Annotated in this window: 16 protein-coding genes and 2 pseudogenes; 9 read left to right on the top strand and 9 right to left on the bottom strand. The window is 58.7% G+C overall.

Annotated features, from left to right (window positions below):
- Positions 1 to 61: 61 nt before the first annotated feature.
- Positions 62 to 1,477 (bottom strand): argininosuccinate lyase, encoded by a 1,416-nt coding sequence (argH, locus tag QWE_RS00095; protein WP_006724010.1) that lies wholly within the window; start codon positions 1,475 to 1,477, stop codon positions 62 to 64.
- Positions 1,478 to 2,278: 801 nt separating this feature from the next.
- On the opposite strand from argH, the gene QWE_RS00090 reads away from it, so the two are divergent.
- Positions 2,279 to 4,525 carry a methyl-accepting chemotaxis protein gene (locus tag QWE_RS00090; RefSeq protein WP_006724009.1) on the top strand — a complete coding sequence of 749 codons (2,247 nt, stop codon included), beginning with the start codon at positions 2,279 to 2,281 and terminating at the stop codon, positions 4,523 to 4,525.
- A gap of 1,352 nt (positions 4,526 to 5,877) precedes the next feature.
- On the opposite strand, the gene QWE_RS00080 is transcribed toward QWE_RS00090, so the two are convergent.
- From QWE_RS00080 to QWE_RS00070, 3 genes are all read right to left on the bottom strand, one after another.
- Entirely contained in the window at positions 5,878 to 6,621 is a 744-nt protein-coding gene (locus QWE_RS00080) for an ankyrin repeat domain-containing protein (protein WP_006724007.1), read from the bottom strand.
- Between the two features lie 239 nt (positions 6,622 to 6,860).
- On the bottom strand, positions 6,861 to 8,477 hold the full coding sequence (locus QWE_RS00075; protein ID WP_006724006.1) for a hypothetical protein: 1,617 nt from the start codon (positions 8,475 to 8,477) through the stop codon (positions 6,861 to 6,863).
- On the bottom strand, positions 8,474 to 8,842 hold the full coding sequence (locus QWE_RS00070) for a hypothetical protein (RefSeq protein WP_006724005.1): 369 nt from the start codon (positions 8,840 to 8,842) through the stop codon (positions 8,474 to 8,476). The genes QWE_RS00075 and QWE_RS00070 overlap by 4 nt, the downstream gene beginning before the upstream one ends.
- A 128-nt stretch (positions 8,843 to 8,970) precedes the next feature.
- Between QWE_RS00070 and QWE_RS00065 the strand changes: the two genes are divergently transcribed.
- The gene (locus tag QWE_RS00065) at positions 8,971 to 9,438 is read left to right on the top strand and encodes a hypothetical protein (protein ID WP_006724004.1); all 468 of its coding nucleotides are present in this window, start codon (positions 8,971 to 8,973) and stop codon (positions 9,436 to 9,438) included.
- Between the two features lie 242 nt (positions 9,439 to 9,680).
- Here the strand turns inward: QWE_RS00065 and QWE_RS00060 are convergent, their stop codons facing one another.
- The 3 genes from QWE_RS00060 to QWE_RS00050 form a co-directional block, all read right to left on the bottom strand.
- Entirely contained in the window at positions 9,681 to 10,265 is a 585-nt protein-coding gene (locus QWE_RS00060; protein WP_006724003.1) for a hypothetical protein, read from the bottom strand.
- A gap of 48 nt (positions 10,266 to 10,313) precedes the next feature.
- Positions 10,314 to 11,447, bottom strand: coding sequence for a hypothetical protein (locus QWE_RS00055; protein WP_006724002.1), 1,134 nt, complete (start codon positions 11,445 to 11,447; stop codon positions 10,314 to 10,316).
- 247 nt (positions 11,448 to 11,694) lie between these two features.
- Positions 11,695 to 12,390 carry a hypothetical protein gene (locus QWE_RS00050; protein ID WP_006724001.1) on the bottom strand — a complete coding sequence of 232 codons (696 nt, stop codon included), beginning with the start codon at positions 12,388 to 12,390 and terminating at the stop codon, positions 11,695 to 11,697.
- A 715-nt stretch (positions 12,391 to 13,105) separates the two neighbouring features.
- On the opposite strand from QWE_RS00050, the gene QWE_RS00040 reads away from it, so the two are divergent.
- The 5 genes from QWE_RS00040 to QWE_RS25165 all read left to right on the top strand — a co-directional run bounded on the left by QWE_RS00040 (position 13,106) and on the right by QWE_RS25165 (position 17,011).
- Complete coding sequence (locus tag QWE_RS00040; protein WP_006724000.1) at positions 13,106 to 13,657, top strand: RNA polymerase sigma factor; 552 nt, start codon at positions 13,106 to 13,108, stop codon at positions 13,655 to 13,657.
- Positions 13,654 to 14,412 carry a hypothetical protein gene (locus QWE_RS00035; RefSeq protein WP_006723999.1) on the top strand — a complete coding sequence of 253 codons (759 nt, stop codon included), beginning with the start codon at positions 13,654 to 13,656 and terminating at the stop codon, positions 14,410 to 14,412. Before QWE_RS00040 ends, QWE_RS00035 begins: the two co-directional genes overlap by 4 nt.
- An 83-nt stretch (positions 14,413 to 14,495) precedes the next feature.
- A complete protein-coding gene (locus QWE_RS00030; protein WP_006723998.1) occupies positions 14,496 to 14,969 on the top strand; it encodes a lysozyme inhibitor LprI family protein in 474 nt (157 codons plus the stop codon).
- Positions 14,970 to 15,152: 183 nt separating this feature from the next.
- A complete protein-coding gene (locus QWE_RS00025; RefSeq protein ID WP_006723997.1) occupies positions 15,153 to 16,145 on the top strand; it encodes a WD40 repeat domain-containing protein in 993 nt (330 codons plus the stop codon).
- Entirely contained in the window at positions 16,142 to 17,011 is an 870-nt protein-coding gene (locus QWE_RS25165; RefSeq protein ID WP_040299129.1) for a WD40 repeat domain-containing protein, read from the top strand. The genes QWE_RS00025 and QWE_RS25165 overlap by 4 nt, the downstream gene beginning before the upstream one ends.
- A gap of 629 nt (positions 17,012 to 17,640) precedes the next feature.
- Here the strand turns inward: QWE_RS25165 and QWE_RS25425 are convergent.
- Positions 17,641 to 17,814 (bottom strand): hypothetical protein, encoded by a 174-nt coding sequence (locus tag QWE_RS25425; RefSeq protein ID WP_167539678.1) that lies wholly within the window; start codon positions 17,812 to 17,814, stop codon positions 17,641 to 17,643.
- Positions 17,815 to 17,855: 41 nt separating this feature from the next.
- On the opposite strand from QWE_RS25425, the gene QWE_RS00015 reads away from it, so the two are divergent.
- Both QWE_RS00015 and QWE_RS00010 read left to right on the top strand, forming a co-directional pair.
- A complete protein-coding gene (locus QWE_RS00015; protein ID WP_006723995.1) occupies positions 17,856 to 18,059 on the top strand; it encodes a CrpP-related protein in 204 nt (67 codons plus the stop codon).
- A 376-nt stretch (positions 18,060 to 18,435) separates the two neighbouring features.
- Positions 18,436 to 19,437, top strand: a pseudogene (locus QWE_RS00010) (IS256 family transposase); the annotation flags it as partial.
- A 90-nt stretch (positions 19,438 to 19,527) separates the two neighbouring features.
- Here QWE_RS00010 and QWE_RS00005 read toward each other — a convergent pair.
- Positions 19,528 to 19,775, bottom strand: a pseudogene (locus tag QWE_RS00005) (IS110 family RNA-guided transposase); the annotation flags it as partial.

Raw genomic sequence — 19,775 nt, 5'->3', positions numbered from 1 at the left:
GTAAAGGCAGTCGGATCCGGTCTTACCGGGGTGCGATAGGCTTCAGAGCCGGCGGCAGTGGTCATTGCGCACGCTCCTCTGCCCAGGTCCTGAACGGCGCCAAGGTCAGACCGAGGCGATCGATCTGGCGCTGGACAGCTTCAGGGGCCGTTCCGCCCTGCGCCGAGCGTGCTTTAAGCGCGGCCTCCACCGTGATATGCTCCATGATCGCAGGCTCCAGCGCCGGATCGATTTCCGCCAGCATCTGAGGTGTGAGGTCTTCGAGCGTGATGCCCTGATCCTCGCAGTAGCGTACGGCCCGGCCGGTGATTTCATGGGCATGCGAGAAGGGCACGCCGCGCAGCGCCAGCCAATCGGCCATCTCGGTTGCAAGTGTGAAGCCCTGGGTCGCCGCTTCCCGCATGCGGGCCGTGTCGAACTGCAGTGTTCGAACGAGGCCGCTCATGGCAGGCAACGCCATGTGCAGGGTGTCGACAGCCTCGAAGGCAGCCTTCTTATCCTCGATCAGGTCCCGGTTGTAGGCGAAGGGCAGACCCTTGAGGGTGGCCATGATGCTCGACAGGCAGCCGATCAGCCGGGCGCTTCGCCCTCGGGTCAGTTCGGCAATGTCCGGGTTCTTCTTCTGCGGCATGATCGAAGAGCCGGTCGAGAAGGCATCGTCCAGCTTCGCCCAGGAGAAGGACTGGGAGCACCAGAGGATGATCTCCTCGGACAGCCGGGAGAGGTCGATGCCGATCATCGCCGTGACGAAGATGAATTCGGCAACGTGGTCGCGACTGCCGACCGCATCGATAGAGTTCTCGAAGGAGCCTTCATAGCCGAGTTCCAGTGCGGTTTCATGCGGATCACGGGCGATCGCGCTGCCGGCAAGGGCCGCTGCTCCCAACGGTGAGCGGTTGCTGCGCCGATGCCAGTCGCGCAGCCGGTCGAGATTGCGTGACAGCGCCTGGGCGTGAGCCATCAGCTGGTGGCCGAAGACGATCGGCTGGGCAGCCTGAAGATGTGTGAACCCCGGCGCCGGGCTGTCCAGATGGGCGGTTGCCTGGTTAATCAGGGCGTCGATCAGCGCTAGTAGCTCGACCGAGACGGCCTTGGCTTCTTCCCGAAGATAGAGCTTGAGGTCGTTTGCGGCCTGGTCGTTGCGCGAGCGACCCGCGCGCAACTTGCCGCCCAGGTCACCAAGGCGCTCCATCAGATGACGCTCGATGAAGGTGTGAATATCCTCATCTGTGACGACGGGCGTGATCTCTCCGCTTGCGGCTTGCGCTGCAATCGCGTCGAGTGTCGCCACAATGCTCCGGCATTCGTCATCGTCGAGGATGCCGGCACGCACGAGTTCGCGGGCGTGGGCGCGCGACCCGGCAACGTCGAAGCCGACGAGGCGGATGTGGCTTGCATCGGAGCGTGAGTAGCGGGTCAGCGTGGGGTCGGGCGCTGACCGGAAACGACCGCCCCAAAGGGTCTTGGTTGAGCTCATGACTTTTCTCCGCATTCGATGAGCCATAGTCGCTTTGGTCTTCAACCCAGCAAAATGAAAAGATTTCCGGTTGGTATTCCATTTGGGAATTGGATGCGGTTGGGATATCGTGCCGAGGTATGTTCGGGAGGAAGCGCTGCGCGCATATTTGGTCCAGATCGGGGCCGGGGGCAGACGCTTGGATGCCGATGAGAAGAGGACGTCAATTCAGAATTGCCGAGCGCTCTTTGACCATCGCATCGATATGAGAGGTGTGCGCCAACAGTGAAGATGTGCTTTTCCTAACGCACTCCTCGACTAGGGGCAGGTAGGGGGCAATCCAATCTTAGGGTACCGGATGGCGCGAACGGTGCCCCTGCGTCGCCACCGCCTGCCTTCACTGTTTGCTTTGCCAGGAGGGCTGCTTCTGTGGCTCAAACGGCAGTAGCGGACAGTGAAGGCGGGCCCCCTTCCGGACAATCCAATTGGACCAGATGTATGATCTGCCTCGTTGATCTGCCTCGTTGATCTGCTTGCGTGCATCGGAAGTTAGGGCGGGCCGAAATTTGAACCTGTTCCAGAGCGCAAGTTTGTGTCGGCATACCATGCGTGAGCGGCGCGGCACGTGACATTCTAGTCATTACGCCTTCCTGGATCGGGATCAATTGGAACGATGCGGCCGAGATTGATCGACTCTGCAACAACGGCGGAGACGCCAGGCAGCTCTCAGTGGAAGCAAGCTTGAGTCATTATCTGACACTTTAGTAAAAGTTTACTTCTGGTTGCTATTCATCAAAATCTCAATTTGATGGGTGGGGGAATATGAGCGAAATTCAGATCAAGCGTCCTTTGTGGATGACCTTAACCGTATGCGGTTTTGCAGCCGTTCTTTTCTCCAGTGTCGCCATCGGTGGTACGGCTTGGTACCGCCAGTCCGTTGCGACCGAGGATGCCGTGAACCGAGAAGTGGCGGGCGACCTTGCACTGATTGAGACGGACATGGCGGCCCAGAAGAAGGCTGCCTCGGCACTTGCCCTGGCGCTGGCCGGTCAGCCGGAGATTGCGCAGCTCATCGAATCCAATGCACGCGACGAGATACTCGGCCGCTTCGCGGGCTCGCTGCCCGCGATCATCAGCGAAGGTGGACTGCAGCTGATCACCTTCGCCAACGCCAGCGGCGAAGTGGTTGCGCGGATCCATAATCCCGAAAAGTTCGGTGACGACATGAAGGGCCGTCGCAAGACGGTGGTGGAAGCCTTGTCCTCTGGCAAGCTCGTGGCCGGCACCGAGCCGGGCCTTGCGGCCGTAAGCATGTTCGCCTCCGCGCCTGTCGTTCGGGATGGAAACACCGTCGGCATCGTGGACGTCGGCACTGGCCTGACCAATGCCTACTTCACGCCGCTCTCCGAGCGCATCGGCGGCGAAATCGCCGTGCATATTCTGGTCGACGGGAAGCTGATGAAGCAGGCCTCTACCTCCGAAAGCACATTTCTGTCGCCCGAAACACTGCAGGCAGCCTTTGATGGCACACCGGTCCGCGAGCAGGTCACGACCGCCACCGGGACCATGATCGTGAAGACCGTTCCCTTCAACAATTTCTCAGGCACCAAGATCGGCGTACTGGAAATTGCTTCCGACGTTACTGCGGTGGTGGAGGATGCGCAGGCTGCGCTCTGGTCCACCATCGCCGGAACGCTGATCGTCTCGCTCCTGTCGCTGATCGGCTTCTTCGCCTTCGCGCGCTCACTCGCCGGTGTCCTTGGGCGCCTGACGGCGACCATGTCGCAGCTGGCCGGCGGCAACCTCGACGCTCTCATCGAAGGAGAGACCCGTCCGGACGAAATCGGCGCCATGGCGCGCGCGGTCAAGGTCTTCAAGGACAACGCTATCCACGCGAAGCAGCTGGAGCGGGAGAGCGAAAGCCAGCGCAGCCAGACCGAGGAAGAGCGCCGCCGGACAGCCGAGAAGGATCGCATCCGGACAGAAGCGATGGCCCAGGCGACGAGCGGCCTGGCCGATGGCCTGAAGCAGCTCGCTGCAGGCAATCTCGGTTTCCAGCTGTCGCAATCCTTCGCGGACGAGTTCGAAAGCCTGCGTGCAGACTTCAACCAGGCGGTCCTGCAGTTAAAAGACACTTTGACGTCGATATCCAAGGCGACCGGTGCGATCGACAGCGGCGCTCGTGAAGTCAGCCACAGCGCCGACGATCTCTCCAAGCGTACGGAACAGCAGGCGGCTTCGCTCGAAGAAACCGCTGCTGCTCTGGACCAGATCACGACCAATGTCTCCAACTCCTCCAAGCGTGCCGAGGAGGCCCGTGCTGTTGCCATCCAGGCAAACCAGAACGCCACGGCGTCGGGCCAGGTTGTTGCTAATGCGGTCGATGCCATGGGCAAGATTGAGCAGTCGTCGAACCAGATTTCCAACATCATCGGCGTCATTGATGATATCGCATTCCAGACCAATCTCCTGGCGCTAAATGCGGGGGTCGAAGCGGCCCGCGCCGGTGACGCCGGCAAGGGGTTCGCCGTCGTTGCACAGGAAGTCCGTGAGCTGGCGCAGCGGTCGGCCACGGCCGCCAAGGAGATCAAGGCGCTGATTCGGAACTCCTCCGTCGAGGTGGCCAACGGTGTCCAGCTCGTCAGCCAGACGGGCGAGGCGTTGAAAACGATCGAAGCCTACATCGTCACGATCAACCAGCACATGGATTCCATCGCCACGTCTTCCAAGGAGCAGTCGCTTGGCCTCAATGAGGTCAATACGGCTGTCAACCAGATGGACCAAGTGACCCAGCAAAACGCCGCTATGGTGGAGGAAACCAATGCCGCCGGGGCGACTCTGGCGAGCGAAGCAAGCCGTCTGCGCGAGCTGATCGGGCAGTTCGATCTCGATGGAGACAAGGCGCCGGCTGGGGTACTTCGCTCGACTGCCACGGTCATGGCTGCCCACCCTAATGCTACTCCGGCACCGTCACCGGCTCGTGGCATGGTCGGCAAGATCGCCAAGGCGTTCGGTGCCAAAGGCTCAGCTGCCATTGCAGCCAGCACCGAAAGCTGGGAAGAATTCTGATGAGTTCCCATATGAAGAATAGGATCTGAGGTTGTGGAGGGGCGCGGCGTGCCGGGCAGTTGCTTCGGGTCCGCGCACCAACGCTCCTTTGTGCTGCTTCCGGTTACCCAAGGTTCTCCCTCAGCTGAGCGATACCCTCCGCCAATTTAGGGGCGCGGCAACGTCGTAGATCACGGAAATGCCGAAGCGCTGCTCCAGAATACGTTCGTTGAACTCGGAGTCGTGTTGAGGATTCTTCTTGGCTGCCGGATCCTGTTTCCATCGCTCCGACTATTGATACGGTCGGAGGCAATTTGATCCGGGCTTTCAGTGATGATCTGCGTAGCCGCGTGCTGGCTGCAACAACGGGATGGCATGTCGGCGCACACAGCCGCAGCGCGATTGTGGATTGGCATTTCAACAGCCTGTAGTCTGATTTCTATGACATGACATCAGTCCCTAGTCTGATCCGTGATCTGGAGAAAGCCGGTCGTGGGGCGCTCCACGACTTCCGCGTCAGCGCGCTTTTTGTTCCGGCTAAACAGCCGACGGGGTGTGGCACAAAGAAACAGGGCGGAGCTGCAGCGTTGGCTCAGGTGGGAGACCTGCGCCGGAAGACCTCTCGGTCCTCCGAAGGTAACCAATCCCGCCCTTCATCAATGGCGTCCTGGTACCCAAGTCCGGATCTCCGTCGATCAACCCTCTCTCGGGGTCCGCTAGCAAGCTCCGCTCGCTTTGGACTTCGCCTCAAGCGGTGATCGCGACCGTCCCTGGTCCTTTGAGCCATCGATCGGGATCGACCCGCTCCGGACGGACGTTTCTCAATTGGCACAGGATTTTTGCGCTCGCTCAACGTCATGCTTTCGCACTCGTCCGCACCTTGATGGTTCCGGTCCCGCTTTTCAGGTCCGGAAACGAGTTCGGCGTCCTGTCGAGCGACGAGCTTGATGACGACGAGGTCGAGACGATCGCCGAACTTGATCCCTTCGAAAACTGGCCGGCTCGCCAAGGAGCGGAGGAGGAGGAGCGACGCGATCGACTTAGCAGGGACAAATGTATTGTTTGGCCACACGAACACCAGCGTTAAGGGTCGGACCCCAGCGATTGCAAAGGGCAGGGCTGACATCAGTGCCGCCTCGATTATGTGCAAAGCGACAACGAGACCATCTTGATGCTCGTCACTATAAGTTGTCCAAAAGGGACCTGTGCCAATGACGCCCCATGGACCGGGACCCGTAGCAACAGGTCCCAGCCAATCCGTATAACAGCGCGGCTTCGAGGCAGGCCAGCATTGCGCCCAAGGCTACTCGCCGTCGTAAGAGTTGATAGACTCGTCCGAACAAGACCTGACCACCTCGCGGATCTGATTTCGCTTACGGTCTCGCCCTGGGATCGAGGGGGATCCCGCGTGACTGCAAAAAGCCGATAATGCGATTACGATCGGAAAGAGCAGCAGCGTTGAGCATCTTCGGATCACTGCTAAAAATGTAGGATTGAAACGTGCTGCCACTTGCGTCGGTCGCCAGCGGATCTGCGCCGCGCTGCAGAAAATCCCACACATGGTAAAAGTCATTGATCCTGGCGGCAAGTTGCAGCGGCGTGACCCCCTCCCGGTCTTTGAATTCGAGCGAAGCGCCATGATCGAGCAGAACGCGGACATTGTCGTCTCTACGCGCCATCAAGGCCGCAAAGAGTGGGCTGCGTTTAACTCGGCTATCTGCGATGTCAACGTCACCTCCGCCTTCGATCAGAAGCTCCAGGTAGTAGGTACTTTGGTCCTGAGCGGCAGCATGCATGGCGGTTCCCCCGTGCCACCCCGGCGCGTTGGGGTCGGCCCCCAATCGCAGGAGATCGCGAAACACCAATTTTCCTCCGCGCCGCATTTCCCATTCGATCAGGGACATGCCATCCTTGCCACGCGCATTCGGATCTGCGCCATTTGCGACTTCCCGGGACATCTGTTCCGTGTCGCCCTCCAGCATAGCCTTGGCAAGAGCCACGGTGGACGCGTCGGTGAAGAATTCCCGTGGGTCTGCGTCACTGCCGCCTGCAAATAGGAAGCCGACAAACATGGCTGTGGCAAACGCGACACCAATTCCAACGATCCACTTCAGCATTTTTTCTCACTTCCATGTATGGGGGGTGACCGCAGCCGTCGGCGCAACGAGGTCTATGTGGCCGCCAGCCAGCCAGGGCGAGTAGCCCGACGCTTCTAGATTGCGCTGCGGTGACTGAAACGCCCGTCGCCACCCGGTGCCATCGCCTGCCGATCCGAATAGATCAGATGACTAGTGTCTACTTCCTACTGCATTGTTCAACCTCTGCCTTAAACTGGCTCGCGTGAGTGGCGCTTTCGCTAAGGTGACTCTGCATTTGTCCGGTCGGCATCGAGCCAATAAGCCGCGCCGCCAATGATGAGGGTATCTGGATGTGTCTTGTCAGCACCTTCTGGAACAGCAAGTAACCGCCGTTCGGTTCGGTCATCCGTTTCGAGGATCAGTGCGAAATCCTCGATCCGATAGCGTGCATTTGTGTCGGGGTCCTTTGGCCCACTGCTGATGATGTAGCTCGTGCCGACATTGCCGGCGACAAAGCTGCTACGGCTGTAGGTTACTGTCCCATCGGCGGAGAAGGCAAAGCGCCGATCCTGGCGAACTCCTCCCATGCCGACCTGCAGATAATAGTAGTCGGCGTCGATTGGTCGTGGGGCAAAAGCTACCAGATGCTGCGGGTTTTCGATCGTTACGGTCTCGCCGCCGCGCTTGTTGTCCAAAGGCGTCAAAACGACCTGAGCGGCACGTTCACGCCAGGTGAACCAGCGCTTCGGCTCGCGTTGCTCTGATAACTCCACGTCGAGATCGGTAAACGGAAAGCTCCATTGATGCTGATAGGCGCGTCCGTCTCGCAGCAGAACATAGACGTCTTCACGGCGGTCGACATAGCCATTTCCGAAGCCATCAAGGCGGTTGCCGAAGCTTGAATCGTAAAGCACGCGGTCGATCTGACTGACCGCGATGCCTGCATTTGGTCCACCATAGGCCTCGTCGAATTCCAGTGGCCGCAGCATGAGGCCGGCCGTGTCATCTTCATCGACAAACGGACGGCCAACCTCCGATACTGTAAACAGGCTGCAGCGGCTCAGTCGCACGATCCCGTCTTCTGTACCATCTGTCACGCTGACTGGTGTGCCAACCAGGACCATGTCCCGGCCGAACGAGGCAGCCATACGCTCTTCGTGCCGGTCCTCGACAAAGGATCTGCAGACGGCCTTGAAGGTCGACTGCAATCCGCCGCGCCATTCGCGGAGTTCATCCTGACTGGTGACCCGGCCAAACAGCACTTGTTGCCCGTCTCCCTTGAGCCAAGTCTCCGCGTGCTTCTCGCGAGCCGCTCGCAAGCCGCGCAGTTCGTGAGCCCCGGCTTTGCTGCCAATCTCCGCCATTTTCGTTTCGATCCTGGCTGAGAGAGCAGCCAGGCGAAGGATGTAGGTGTTTTCCACCGTTCGCGTCACCGGCACGATCTCGGGCGCGGTCGGTACCTCGATATCCAAACGCCTCGTCAAAGACGACAGTTGCCGGACACTGAATTTTACGTCGAACTGCTCGTCTTTCAGAAGCATTGCAAAGTCTTGGCATTGCTCAGGCAGCTTATCGAGATCCGCGGAGATCGTCTTGGCAAGCTGTGCTTTATGCGCTTCGACCTGTGGGCCAAGTTCTTGAACTCTGGTCTTCAAACCTGCCAGAAGTCGCAGATAGTCAGGGAAATCGTTTCTGTAGCGCCAGTCCGCAATGAGGTCGCGACGGGTGGCGGCACCATCGAGATCACGGGTGTCACATTGCGCCTGGTACTGCTCTGCTGCCTCAAAAGCGCCCACCGCCTTGCCGATATGGATCCGTAAATCCTCGACGTCGTCGGCAAATGCTGCCCCGGACAGCAATGCCAGAAGGACCGTTGCAATGACGGAGGCCCTCATGTGCAGGCACCCAGGACCCGGTCCACGCGCAGCACAGGCGGCGCGGTTCTGGTTGCCGCAGTTATGATCTGCCCTTCAATTTCCAGACATTCCAGCGCTTCCCAGGCGGTGACTATCCGCTCTTTGTCTGCTGCGGTAGCAATGAGGTCAGGGATATGTTGACCGCTCCAAAGAGGTCGCAGTCGATCTGCCAACGGAACCGTAAGATCAATCACCCCGCGCCATGGGCATGGCAGTTGATAGCAGAACACACCGGTGCCCCCGATGCCAAGCCTGGAGCTTTTCTGCTCATCGCTACCAGCCGTTGCAAAATTGGCAGTGACGAGGGTGAAGAGAAAAGCGGTCGGAAGTCCAAGGATCTTCATGATGCTGCTCCTTCTAACTATCATGTGACGCATTCAGACATGTTGACCTTGGTCCGAAGGGCATCTCTGACACCAAGCTTTGAGGGAAACCCCGCGTCTCATCTGCAGGTCAGGAAGGAGAGCAGCCAATGTTTGAACGCTTCAAGGGGTTTCTGCGCCGCGACAGAAATCCAGACATCGTGGAACTGCAGGAGAGCGCCGTGAAATCGGTGGCCGGTGATATCGTCGATCTTCAGGACGGCGAGTGGCACGATCGGGAATGGGTCTATATCGCTGTCAACCACGAAGTCCTGGCGGAAGAGGGGGAGCGTTCCAGTACGCAGGCGAGAGTTCTGGCTCAGAAGCCAGGTGGCGAACTGGAGAATCTCGGTTTTCGTCTCAGCCAATCGACCAAGCTCAAGCTGCTCGTGTTGCGTGATGCCATGGCCAACCGGGGAGCAAATCGTTGGACTGTGTTGGATCTGACAATCGAGCGCAGCGGGCACTACGACTTCAGTTTCAGCTACACGCCACCACCGCGACTGAACGGCGACCTGTTGCATGCCCCGCTGTCAAACCTGCTTGAGCGCTACATAAACCAGCGCGGCGAACGTTGATGGGCAATCGAGTTCTGGGCCAGGTTTCCAGCGAAGCCAAGGTCGCAACGCCGTCCGGGTGATCTTCGTACTACCATTGGATGCCGCTTGAACAGCCGGGCTCTGGCGGCCAACTCGGAACGTCTTCGATCAAAATGGCAAAGGGCAGGCAATTTGATCGACTTCTCGCCGCAATTTACAAATCCAAGCGATCGGGCCAAGTCCTTGCCAGGATCGAAGAGTCCAAGCCGCGGTTTTCTGGTTCACGGCGCGATACTGACTGCCGGCGCTGGGTAAGGTGCAAATTCCTTGAGGATTTGGCTGCGCATCGTACCAAGCCCTCCGAGAAATGCACGGGCGCCTTCCTCGCCATAGCCGCGACGACTGACGGCGAATAGGGCGACGCCGTCACCTTTTGCCATCGGTGTATAGCGATACGCGTTCCATTCGACGACAATGGGATCCGCCTTTAGGTCGCTCACAACGAAGTCCAGGATGACCTCTCCACGAGCCTTGTTCTCGATAACTTCAAAGTTCACCACAGGATCACCCGGTTTACGCTCTTCGATCGACTGGATTTGCGCAGCTGCCGCCTGCATCGGGGTCAAGTTGCCAGCCATTGCTTCAACGAGGATCATATCGGTGAAGCTTTCCACCTTTTGCTCTGCTGGTATGTAGGCCTGTTTGACGTACTCCTCGGTCGGCTTCGACGTCCAGACGAGGTTGTAGTCCTGCCCCATGAAGGACAGGGGACCGGGAACGCCCAGCATGTCGGATTGAGCCGAAACGGGCGTTATTGCGATGGCGGCAATGAAACTCGCGACAGCAGCAAGGTACAAGCGGATCATGGAAAGCCTCAAGGTTTAAAAAAGTAGGCAATGCCTTAGGAATAAGGGTTACTCTTGAGCCGCTCCGATCTGAAGCACGTCGAACTGGCGGCGCATAATCTTGGCAAAGACGGCCTTGGCATGCGGATTGGTGATCGTCGCGTGGTCGCTGTTTGCGGCGACCGATACGACTGCGGCGCACAAACCATCAGCACCTTCGAAGGTTGAGGTTTGGAGCGTAGCTGGACCACTGTCGGCCATCGTGTCCGTCCAGCGTTGGTCAACAGTCTCTGCTGCTGCTTCTGCAATGTCACAACCGGGATAGGCGAGGGCAATGACCAACTCAGGCTGATCCGTCTGCAGGTCGGCGATGATCCCGCCGAAATAGGGCGGTATGCCTTTGCCTACCTGTTCCATGACCGATGCCAGCTGGCTGCGTAATTCGTCCATGTTGACGGTGCCAGACAGCGTGAGAGAGCGCGGATCGCCGTTTTGCAGGCCAAAAGTCGGCGAAATCAGTATCGCTTGTACAACGCCCCCTGTGTCGCTCACAGCATCGAGAGAGCCAAGCAAGGTGGATACGACCGGATGGTCACGGACCGTTTCATCGTTTTTGAGAAAACCCGCTACGGCGTCAGGAGTAGCCGCTTGCACAATCGCATTGCCTGTTTGGCTTAAGAATGTTGCTCTCCCCATTTCATCACGCCAGGGATTGCCGATGTCACGCGCCTGGATATTGACTTTCATCGGCTCGCCGTTTCCGATCACCCCATCCGCGCCGACGGGTTCGAACTCGCCCGCCGACAGACCGCTGAGCACGCTTGTGGCCGTTGCCTCGCTGTCTAAACCCCATACGCTCACCGTCTGGGGTGGCACGCCCATTCCTGCGAAATAATGGACCTGGCCAAGATCAATTCCGGAATTCTGCTTCCAGGTTTCCACCCCGCCCATCATCAGCGGCTTGAGTGCCTCAATCATGGCGAAGTCCAAGCGGTCTTGAGCAAAGCCTTGCTCAGACCCGGCTTCCTTGCCCAGCACCTGTAGGAGTGTCATGTCGACAAAATATGCCTGCATTGGCTCGGAACTCGTGAGGACAGATTGCGGAAACTTGCTCAAGGCATCGCCGAGCTTGTCGGTGCCGGCCGCGAGTGCGGTTGGGCTGGTTGCCAGAAGAAGTGCCGAAGCGAAATAAATGGAGCGCATGCTACATCCTTTAAACATGTCGGTCAGAGCTATGACGGTCACGAGCCGCTAAAGCTTGGTCCTGAAGCGCGTTTTTAGTCGAGTGTTGATGGAATACTCGTCTGGCAGCGCATCCGCCGCATGCAGCGACTGGTGTAAGTCCATCGATTTCGCGCCCGATCTTTTTCCATCACCGCCATCCGGCCGGGCTGATAAAGCACCGCGCCAGATGGCGGGTCTGTCTGCGGCGGCTCAGGCAAAATGGCACTTAGCCGGCCAGTTCAAGATATTCGGCTTCCAGCCTATCGAAGAGATCCATCTGACGGTTGAGTTCATCCACGGCCGGACCCATCAGCCGGTTGGACATTGTGCGAGAACATTCAGTCGGAGCATTCTCAGCCGCGATTGAAGCCAAGCGTTCGATTTCAGCACGCTCAGTGGCATCGAAGTAGTCGGGCAACTGTTCGGCCCGCACAAGGTCGGCCCGATAGCGTCCGCCATGACAAAGGTCGGCATAGACGCGATGCTGCATGGCTTGCCCGAGGATTTTGCCCTTCTCGCGCGTCAAGGTTCGACGATAGAAGTCTGGACTTTTGTTTGAAAGGTAGATGTAGTCGTTTTCTGCCAGCCCCGAATATTGAAGCTCGGGCAGATGCCGATCCGGCATGACCCAATCCAGCGGTTCTATGCGGATCAAGTCGATCGAATTGGCAATCTGCACAAGGCATAGCAGACCCGCAGCGGCAGCAATCGACTTGCGAGCGGGATCTCTTGGCGCTGACGGGCGCAAGACCCCGAAGACAATGGCAAGCCCGATCAAGGCCATAATCAACCCGCCAATGTTGAATCTGCTGTCCGATGCAATTTGGCCATTCACCGTGACCGTACTCGTCGTGCCCACCAACACAAAGAAGGGGATGGTCGCGAGGGCAAGGGCAATAAGGGGCTTGGAAAAACGAGACATAGAGCACTCTTCATTTGTATTGATATGAGGATCGCCTGCGGCTGTGCCTTGTTCAGTTCGCAGGATGAAAAGGTTGTTCGCTGATGAGACGAACAATCAGTCCCTCGCTTTGGCCTTGAGGCTGAAAAAACTACGGCTGGAAGCGTGTTTCCGTCTGCAGTGCCGCGCCGAGACCACCACAGGCGAGCAGCTCTTTCCCAAATCTCTGCGAGAGAAGGCCAGCAATGCCGTCAATCTGATACTTGCTTGAGCGACGGCGCGACAGCGATATCGGCGGCCATCATGGTCGCGGAACGGATGCCCGCGAAATTATTCGTGTGGGGCACCAAGCAAACGGTGCGCGCATTCGTCTTATCTGCACCGAAACCGACCTTCGGAATAACAAATAACTGCTGCCATGCCTGATGCGGGACAGAGCAGGCGGAGAAGGATGATCATGACATTCACGATCTTTATGATCCGAAAGGTGGAAGTATCCATCACCTGTCCTAAGCTCCGCGCCATCCAACGATACCCAAGGATTTCACGCTCCTGTCCGGCCAGTCCACAACCTCCTGAACGCGGCCAAGCGATAGGTTTGTAATTCCGTTGTGGCCTGCTTCCTCCTTGACAACATGTTGGGCTTTTCGCCCCTCGGACAGAAAATTTGTTACAACCAGAACTATATTGCAACTTCTACGTTACCGCTTCGGGTAAGTCGGGAGTATGTGACAAAGTGCAATTTGTTGACCTAGACATTTCCAAACCGGTCGATGAGGCCGCTGATCTTCTCGCACGGGTGAGGGCGGGCGACGCGAGAGCTTTTGAACAACTGATCTCAGAGCATTACCGCTTCATTTACAAGACGGCATTCCGTTGGTTGGGTAACAAAAGCGATGCCGAAGATGTTACGCAGGCCGTATGTATGAGGCTGGCCGATGCGATTGCACGCTTCGATGGACGGTCAAAATTCACGAGCTGGCTCTATCGTGTAACCCTCAACGCTGTGCGTGACCTCCAGCGGAGGAACAGAAGGCATGCCGAGCGAATTGAGGCCGTATCGGCAGTGGTGAGCGAGGACCTTGCCCCAGATCAGGAAGACCAGTTGCGCGTCAACGACATCTGGCGCGTCGTGCGCCAGCTGCCGGAAAAGCAGCGTAACGCCGTGCTTCTCGTTTTTGGAGAGCAACTTTCCCAGGCAGAAGCAGCTGAGATCATGGGGTGTAAGGAAGTCACTGTTTCCTGGCACATCCACAATGCGCGCAAGTCGCTGAGGGACCTGCTATGAGCAAGGACCGTGACCATCTCGAGCTCTTGCAGTATTTAGTCGCTCCGGAACCGGATCCCGTTGTCATGCAAGCCGTGATCTCCCAGAGCCGGGAAAACTTCGTCAATCGCCGCCCCTCCTTGGCGGGCGAGGTAAGCTCGCCATCTCTGTTGATGCGACGGTTTGCGGTCTGGTTGCTGCCCGTGGGCGTCGCCACCTTTGCCGGTGCGTTGATGGTGACGGCCTACCTGCTGCAGCCCGGTCCCGGAACGGACAGAAGTCGCGATGTGATTGCCGAGGTCCCAGCTCCTGCGTCACCTGACCCAACCGAACTGTCTCGGGGCAACGATGTTCCGCGCGGCCAGACGCCTGCCGATACGAGCAGACGTTTGGGAGCGCAATCCTTGCCAAGTGCCGGACAAAGGCCGATCGGTGCTTTGCCCCAGATCGTCTCGCGGTTTGAGGGCGACGGGGTCGTTATCGGCACCCGCCGCGACGCCACTGGCCTTGAAATCTATTTGCCCGAGCTCTCTGGCGAGGAAACCATCGACGTCCAGGGCTTGATGCCCGGCGAGGACGCAGAAATCCTAGGTGCATTCGCGCTACCGGCATCCAATCTGGTGGCCATCCGTTTCGGGGCAGGGGACGTCCGCTTCTGGCGCATTTATCATCGGGTAGACGGAAAATATGGACGCGATCCTGAGCGTTCGAAACTGGTCTCTGACGCGCAAGACAGGGCAGAGGTCGAGCGACGGTTGGGTAATGTCGGCCGTTGAGTTTGTCTTCTGATGGCTCTCTCAGATCCTTAGCTCTGATCTGTGATTTTCGCGCAATGCTTCGACACTTCACCAAGAATGCGATGACTGCGATCGTCTTTCCCATGAGTGCGGCACAATGCGAGGATCAAATGCACAGAAATGGTCTCAATCCCTACATGGCCTGCTGGCGCCCGGTGCTAATGCTCGTCGCCTTTTTGTCTCTCCCAGCCTATGCGGGAGACGCCGGGAGCCCGGAAGGCTCCCGATACGAGGCCTGCATGGAGAGCAGTCGGGGGGTGACGGCTGACATGCTGAATTGCACCTTGTCTGCGACCGATGACGTGGAAGCCGAGATTGAGCTTGCCTTGAAGGAACTGGACCTCGCCGAGGAGCAAGGAACGGCTCTGGGCGAGGCCCAATCGGATTGGAAACGGTTCCGCAAATCAACCTGTGAGTTTGAGGCTGGTCTCGCCGGTGATGGCAGTTTCACCTCCGTCGCCCTTGCAGATTGCTGGCTTCGTCTCACGCAGGACCGGTTGCAGTGGATCCGCTCCCAGAGCGCAAGAGAGCAATAGCTATCGGCTGCCCTTTCGAGTGCTGTCATTATGGCGACAGGCAATTGCGGCTCTAGCCAGGAAGGTGCGGTGAACAGAGGAGGGGCGACCGCAATCTAAAGCGCCCGGTTGCGACCAAGGTTCTAGCCGCGATGGCCGTCTCATGGCGGAGAGTTTTATGCGACCACGAGCATGGAGCAGACAATGAAGCGGCGGTTGATGGTCCTGTCGACCGGTCTGGCAGCCTTTGCAGCCCTTGCAGCCTTGACCTATTGGGGCACCCGAGAATGCGGCTTTTTCGATACGGCATTGGGATTGAGTGGTTGCACCGGCAGTCGCACGATAGCGGGTGTTTCGACGCTCGCAAGCACGCTGGCACGCGATACCGACGGATATCTGGTTGTGCTCGGCAACAAATATGAAGACGTGCCTGGATCGCGGAACTATCGGGTGACGACGCAAGTCGTGCGGATCGACTGGGCCCAAGGCCGCGAGGTCGAGCGGGTGTCATTCCCCGCCTTTGGCCGGATCGACCAGATGCAAATCTCTCCGGATGGCGAAACGATCGCAGTGACCTGCAACACCATCTATGTCTGTGATCTGCTTTCGTCGGCCGACCAACGGGACGCCCTCTACTCCACGCAGCTCGCTTTGTTAAACAGGGACGGTTCCATCGTCTGGCATGCCAGCGTTCCCATGGAAGACGCCAGGCCCAATTCTGAAGGTCGGTCCTTTGACCTTGCTTTCGCCGAGGACGGACAGGCGGTGGTCGCCGGTGCCGTGGCTTTTGCCATCAGCGATGGTGCGCCCTTGCGTGGAGCTTTGCCGCCGGCCGTCTCTTCCAATGCAACCATCAATGCCACCGATCAGATTGAACTCGCTGGCGCCCCGCGCATGCTCGATCTGCCGGACCACTACATTCCCTTTAACCAGCTACAGTCGGCCCTTTCGCCCGATGGTGCTCGCCTTGCCACCCTGTCACGCCGCTTTTCCGGCAAGGGCATGCCGCGCGCCATCCTTCAGGTCTGGGATGTCGAGACCGGGGGCGTCTTAGCTCGGCACGAGATCGATACCGATCTGTCGCCGGCGCTCGCCTGGCAAAGCGATGGCCAGGCTGTCTTTGTGGCAACGGCAGTCGGCGTCGAGCCTGGCGCTGCGACAGATCTGAGACGCTATGGCGTGGAGGCTGGTCGATGAGGAAATCTTTGATCGCAGCCGCTGTCGTCGGCGTCGCTGTCCTGGCTGGACTTGGCTGGATGATCTGGTGGTCACTCGGCACCTGTCGGCCGCTTGACCGGCTGCTCGGTCTGTCCGGCTGTACCCATAACCTGGAACTGATCGACTTTACGCCCCTGACCCACACGACCATGACGCCGACACAGGTCGACGGCATGGCAAGTCTGTTCGGCCAGGTCAGGACAGCTGATGGCTATCGGCCGGGTCTGATCCGGCTTGATCCAATGACGGGACGCGAGGAGGGGCGCTATCCTCTGGCAATCCAGAACGGCTTTACCAGTGTGGTTCTTTCCTCTGACGGAAAGCGCGCTGCAATCGGCTGTTCACAGAGGCGCAACTGCCTTGAAAACGATGATTCTCACGCCGTCATAGAGGTTGCAAACGGCCGGCTGATCGAGACGATCGACCTAGGCCTCGACGTCTATCCGAGGACCTTTCCAGGGGAACCCGCACCCGGGGCGCCGTTCAACTACAATGCGCAGTTCGTCGACAACGGGCAAAAGGTTGTGACCGCGGATGAGGAGCGCCGCCTGGTCCTGCAGGATCTGGCTGGAAATGACGTTGCCGTGCTTGAGAGCCGTTACACGCCCATGGACAATTGGCTGACAGTCTCGCCTAGCTCACGCTACGTTGCCATGCTCCAGCGCTCCGACCGATCGGGCGCATCCGTCAAGATCTGGGACAGTGGGAATGGCGTTCTGGTTGGCGCATTCCAGATCGGAGGGGATAGCCGTATCGGTGTCGCCTGGGCACATGACGAGACCGCTGTGTTCGCGGTCGTGAACAGCGACCGACAGCGACGACATCTGCGGCGCTTCGCCTTCTGACGCCGCGCTTTGACCCAGGTCCGCCATCGGCACCACTTTGGTGTCTGACAGACTGAGCGGCCTCCAGGCCTGATTGAGGATCCGTGCTGCCAATGCTGCTTTGCTCCGTGGGAGAAAGCGCTGATCTACTGCTGAACGTTACACCATAGGCGAGTAGGTTTCTCGCGGGAGGGTCCTTCAGGCTCCAGGTGACGATCACGGTGGCCTACCCTGCGATAGTCGGCGGGAACATGTCGATCGTCAGGATCCGGTATTGTGAGATCTTTGATTAGCGGGCCATAGTCTGGCCTGCCGACGGTTTTTCAACTGTTACCAAGCGAGTTGACGCGTGCTCCTGCTGTTCGGCGCTGCTCAATTCCTTTTTTTAATCGGCGGCCCGAGGAGACTTCGGCGAAAATCTTGGTGTATGAACTCGGTAGGGCGGGACTGTCAGGAAAGCCTAGGGGATGTGCATCACTGTTCTCCCTACGCCGGGACAGAACCCGCGATACGACATCCCGAGAGACAGACTGACGAGCCACCGGTTCGATTCTGTTCAAAAGCGGAGCCTACAGGCAGTGTCCGTGCAGACGTGGACATTGCCTTGCAACGACACGGCGTTTTAACTCTGATGCATTAGAGGTCTCCGGTCAAACGAGGCGGCTCACCGAGACTTTTTGGAAAAAAGGACGAACACCCCAAAATTGGTATGCCTCGTAGGCTCGAATTCGTCGGCCATCGTGCCCGAAATCTAAGCATTTGACGAGAATCGGTTCTGATGCAAGATTCATGTAAGCTTCCCAATCAAAGGTGAGTTGCGTCATGTTGACGTCCCAACATTCACTGGGAGATCATGAGGATCGCGATGGCTTCAGAAATCGATACGGTGCTGGAATGGCAATGTCTTGGGATGCGCGCGCGGAGGGCCGGTATATCGGAAGATGCGAATCCTCTGCTGCTGAACAAGCCAGCAGCAAGCGGATTCTGCTTCGAGCAGTGGCGTTTGAATTTTGAAGCATGGCTTTTCGGGTGGTCTATCGAGGACTCCGTCGATTTAATCAGCGCTTGATACCGGGAAACTGTTCTCCAGCAGGAAATCCACATCAGGCGTTCCAGCGCTCGTCGTGTTCGGAAGTCCGGGGAGCCGCGGCCAGAAGGCATGGTTAGACTTTTGCGTCCGTCCCAGTTTTAGGGTAGCAGACCGTTCGGCCGTCACTGAGGCTCTGCGCGCATCCGGAACGCGTCTAAATGGCGAACGGGTGGGCCTACGAGGCAGAAGATGCCGCCAAACGATCGTGTCCCGGCGCGTGGTGTAGCTGGTTGGTAGCGATGCCGCTCGCGAGCGCGCCCTCCAATGTGCTGTAGGGAGCGGGCGGCGTAGCGGTGGTCACCAGTGTTTTCCGGTAGGGTCGGGTTGCTTAGAGCCAACCTGAGGGACACCACCGATGACCGACGACATGATGAACCTGCGCTCACTCGTTGAGAAGAGCGCTGATGCAGATTTGCTGCGCGAGATGATCGGCTTTGCTGCCGAGAAGCTGATGGCGCTGGAGGTCGGGACGAAGACCGGCGCGGGCTATGGCGAGAAGAACGGCTTCCGACTTGCCCAACGCAACGGCTATCGCGACCGGGACTGGGAGACGCGGGCGGGCACCGTCGAGCTGCGAATTCCGAAGCTTCGCACAGGCAGCTACTTCCCGAGTTTCCTGGAGCCGCGCCGAATGGCCGAGAAGGCCCTGACTGCTGTGATCCAGGAGGCTTATATCCAGGGCGTCTCGACCCGATCCGTCGATGACCTCGTCAAGGCGATGGGCATGAGCGGCATCTCCAAGAGCCAGATATCCCGGCTCTGCGAGGAGATCGACGAGAAGGTGAAGGCCTTCCTCGACCGGCCCATTGAGGGGGAATGGCCATACCTCTGGATCGATGCCACCTATCTGAAGGTTCGCCGCGGCGGACGCATCGTCTCTGTCGCTGTCATCATTGCCGTCGGAGTCAACACCGATGGTCGACGCGAGGTGCTCGGCATGGAGATCGGCACATCCGAGGCCGAGGCGATCTGGACGGAATTCCTGCGCAAGCTGACAAGGCGAGGCCTACGCGGCGTGAAGCTTGCTGTCTCCGATGCGCATGAGGGCATCAAGGCCGCCGTTTCAAAGGTGCTTTCCGCCACCTGGCAGAGATGCAGGGTTCACTTCATGCGCAATGCGCTTGCCCATGCCGGGAAGAGCGGACGGCGCGTCGTCTCCGCCTTCATCGCCACGGCTTTTGCGCAGGACACACCGGAGGCCGCAAGCACCCAATGGCGCAATGTCGCTGACCAGATCAGGCCGAAGGTGCCGAAACTCGCCACGCTGATGGATAGTGCCGAACAGGATGTGCTCGCCTACATGACCTTTCCCAGGCAGCACTGGGCAAAGCTTCATTCAACGGATCAGATCGACAAGAGTTTTGCTCAAAAATATGGTATTTTTCTCCTGCGCGGATGACCTCGTGGTGAAGTGCGGTGCATCGGCTGAAGGCACCGTCAGGCCACCTCACTCGAGCCTTGCCGGATTGAGGCGTCCGCGCGCCTTTTCATCAGGCGGGCGCGGACGCCACGTCTCGACGAAGCGTTCATAGCTCTTTTGCGCTTGCTCAGCGACGCGCATCTCCTGGTCGCGGAGCTTCTTGACGTTATAGGCATAGGCAGGGCCAGGCTTGTTGCCCTTCTTCTGTGGTTTCCCGGCCAGTAATTCCAGTGCCCGAAGCTTGTGTGCAACGAGACTCGGGCGAGCCCAGAGAT

Source organism: Agrobacterium albertimagni AOL15, assembly GCF_000300855.1.
GTDB classification, from domain to species: Bacteria; Pseudomonadota; Alphaproteobacteria; order Rhizobiales; family Rhizobiaceae; genus Allorhizobium; species Allorhizobium albertimagni.
Note: the sequence above shows the minus strand (reverse complement) of the source record. Positions and strands in the feature narration are given on the sequence as shown.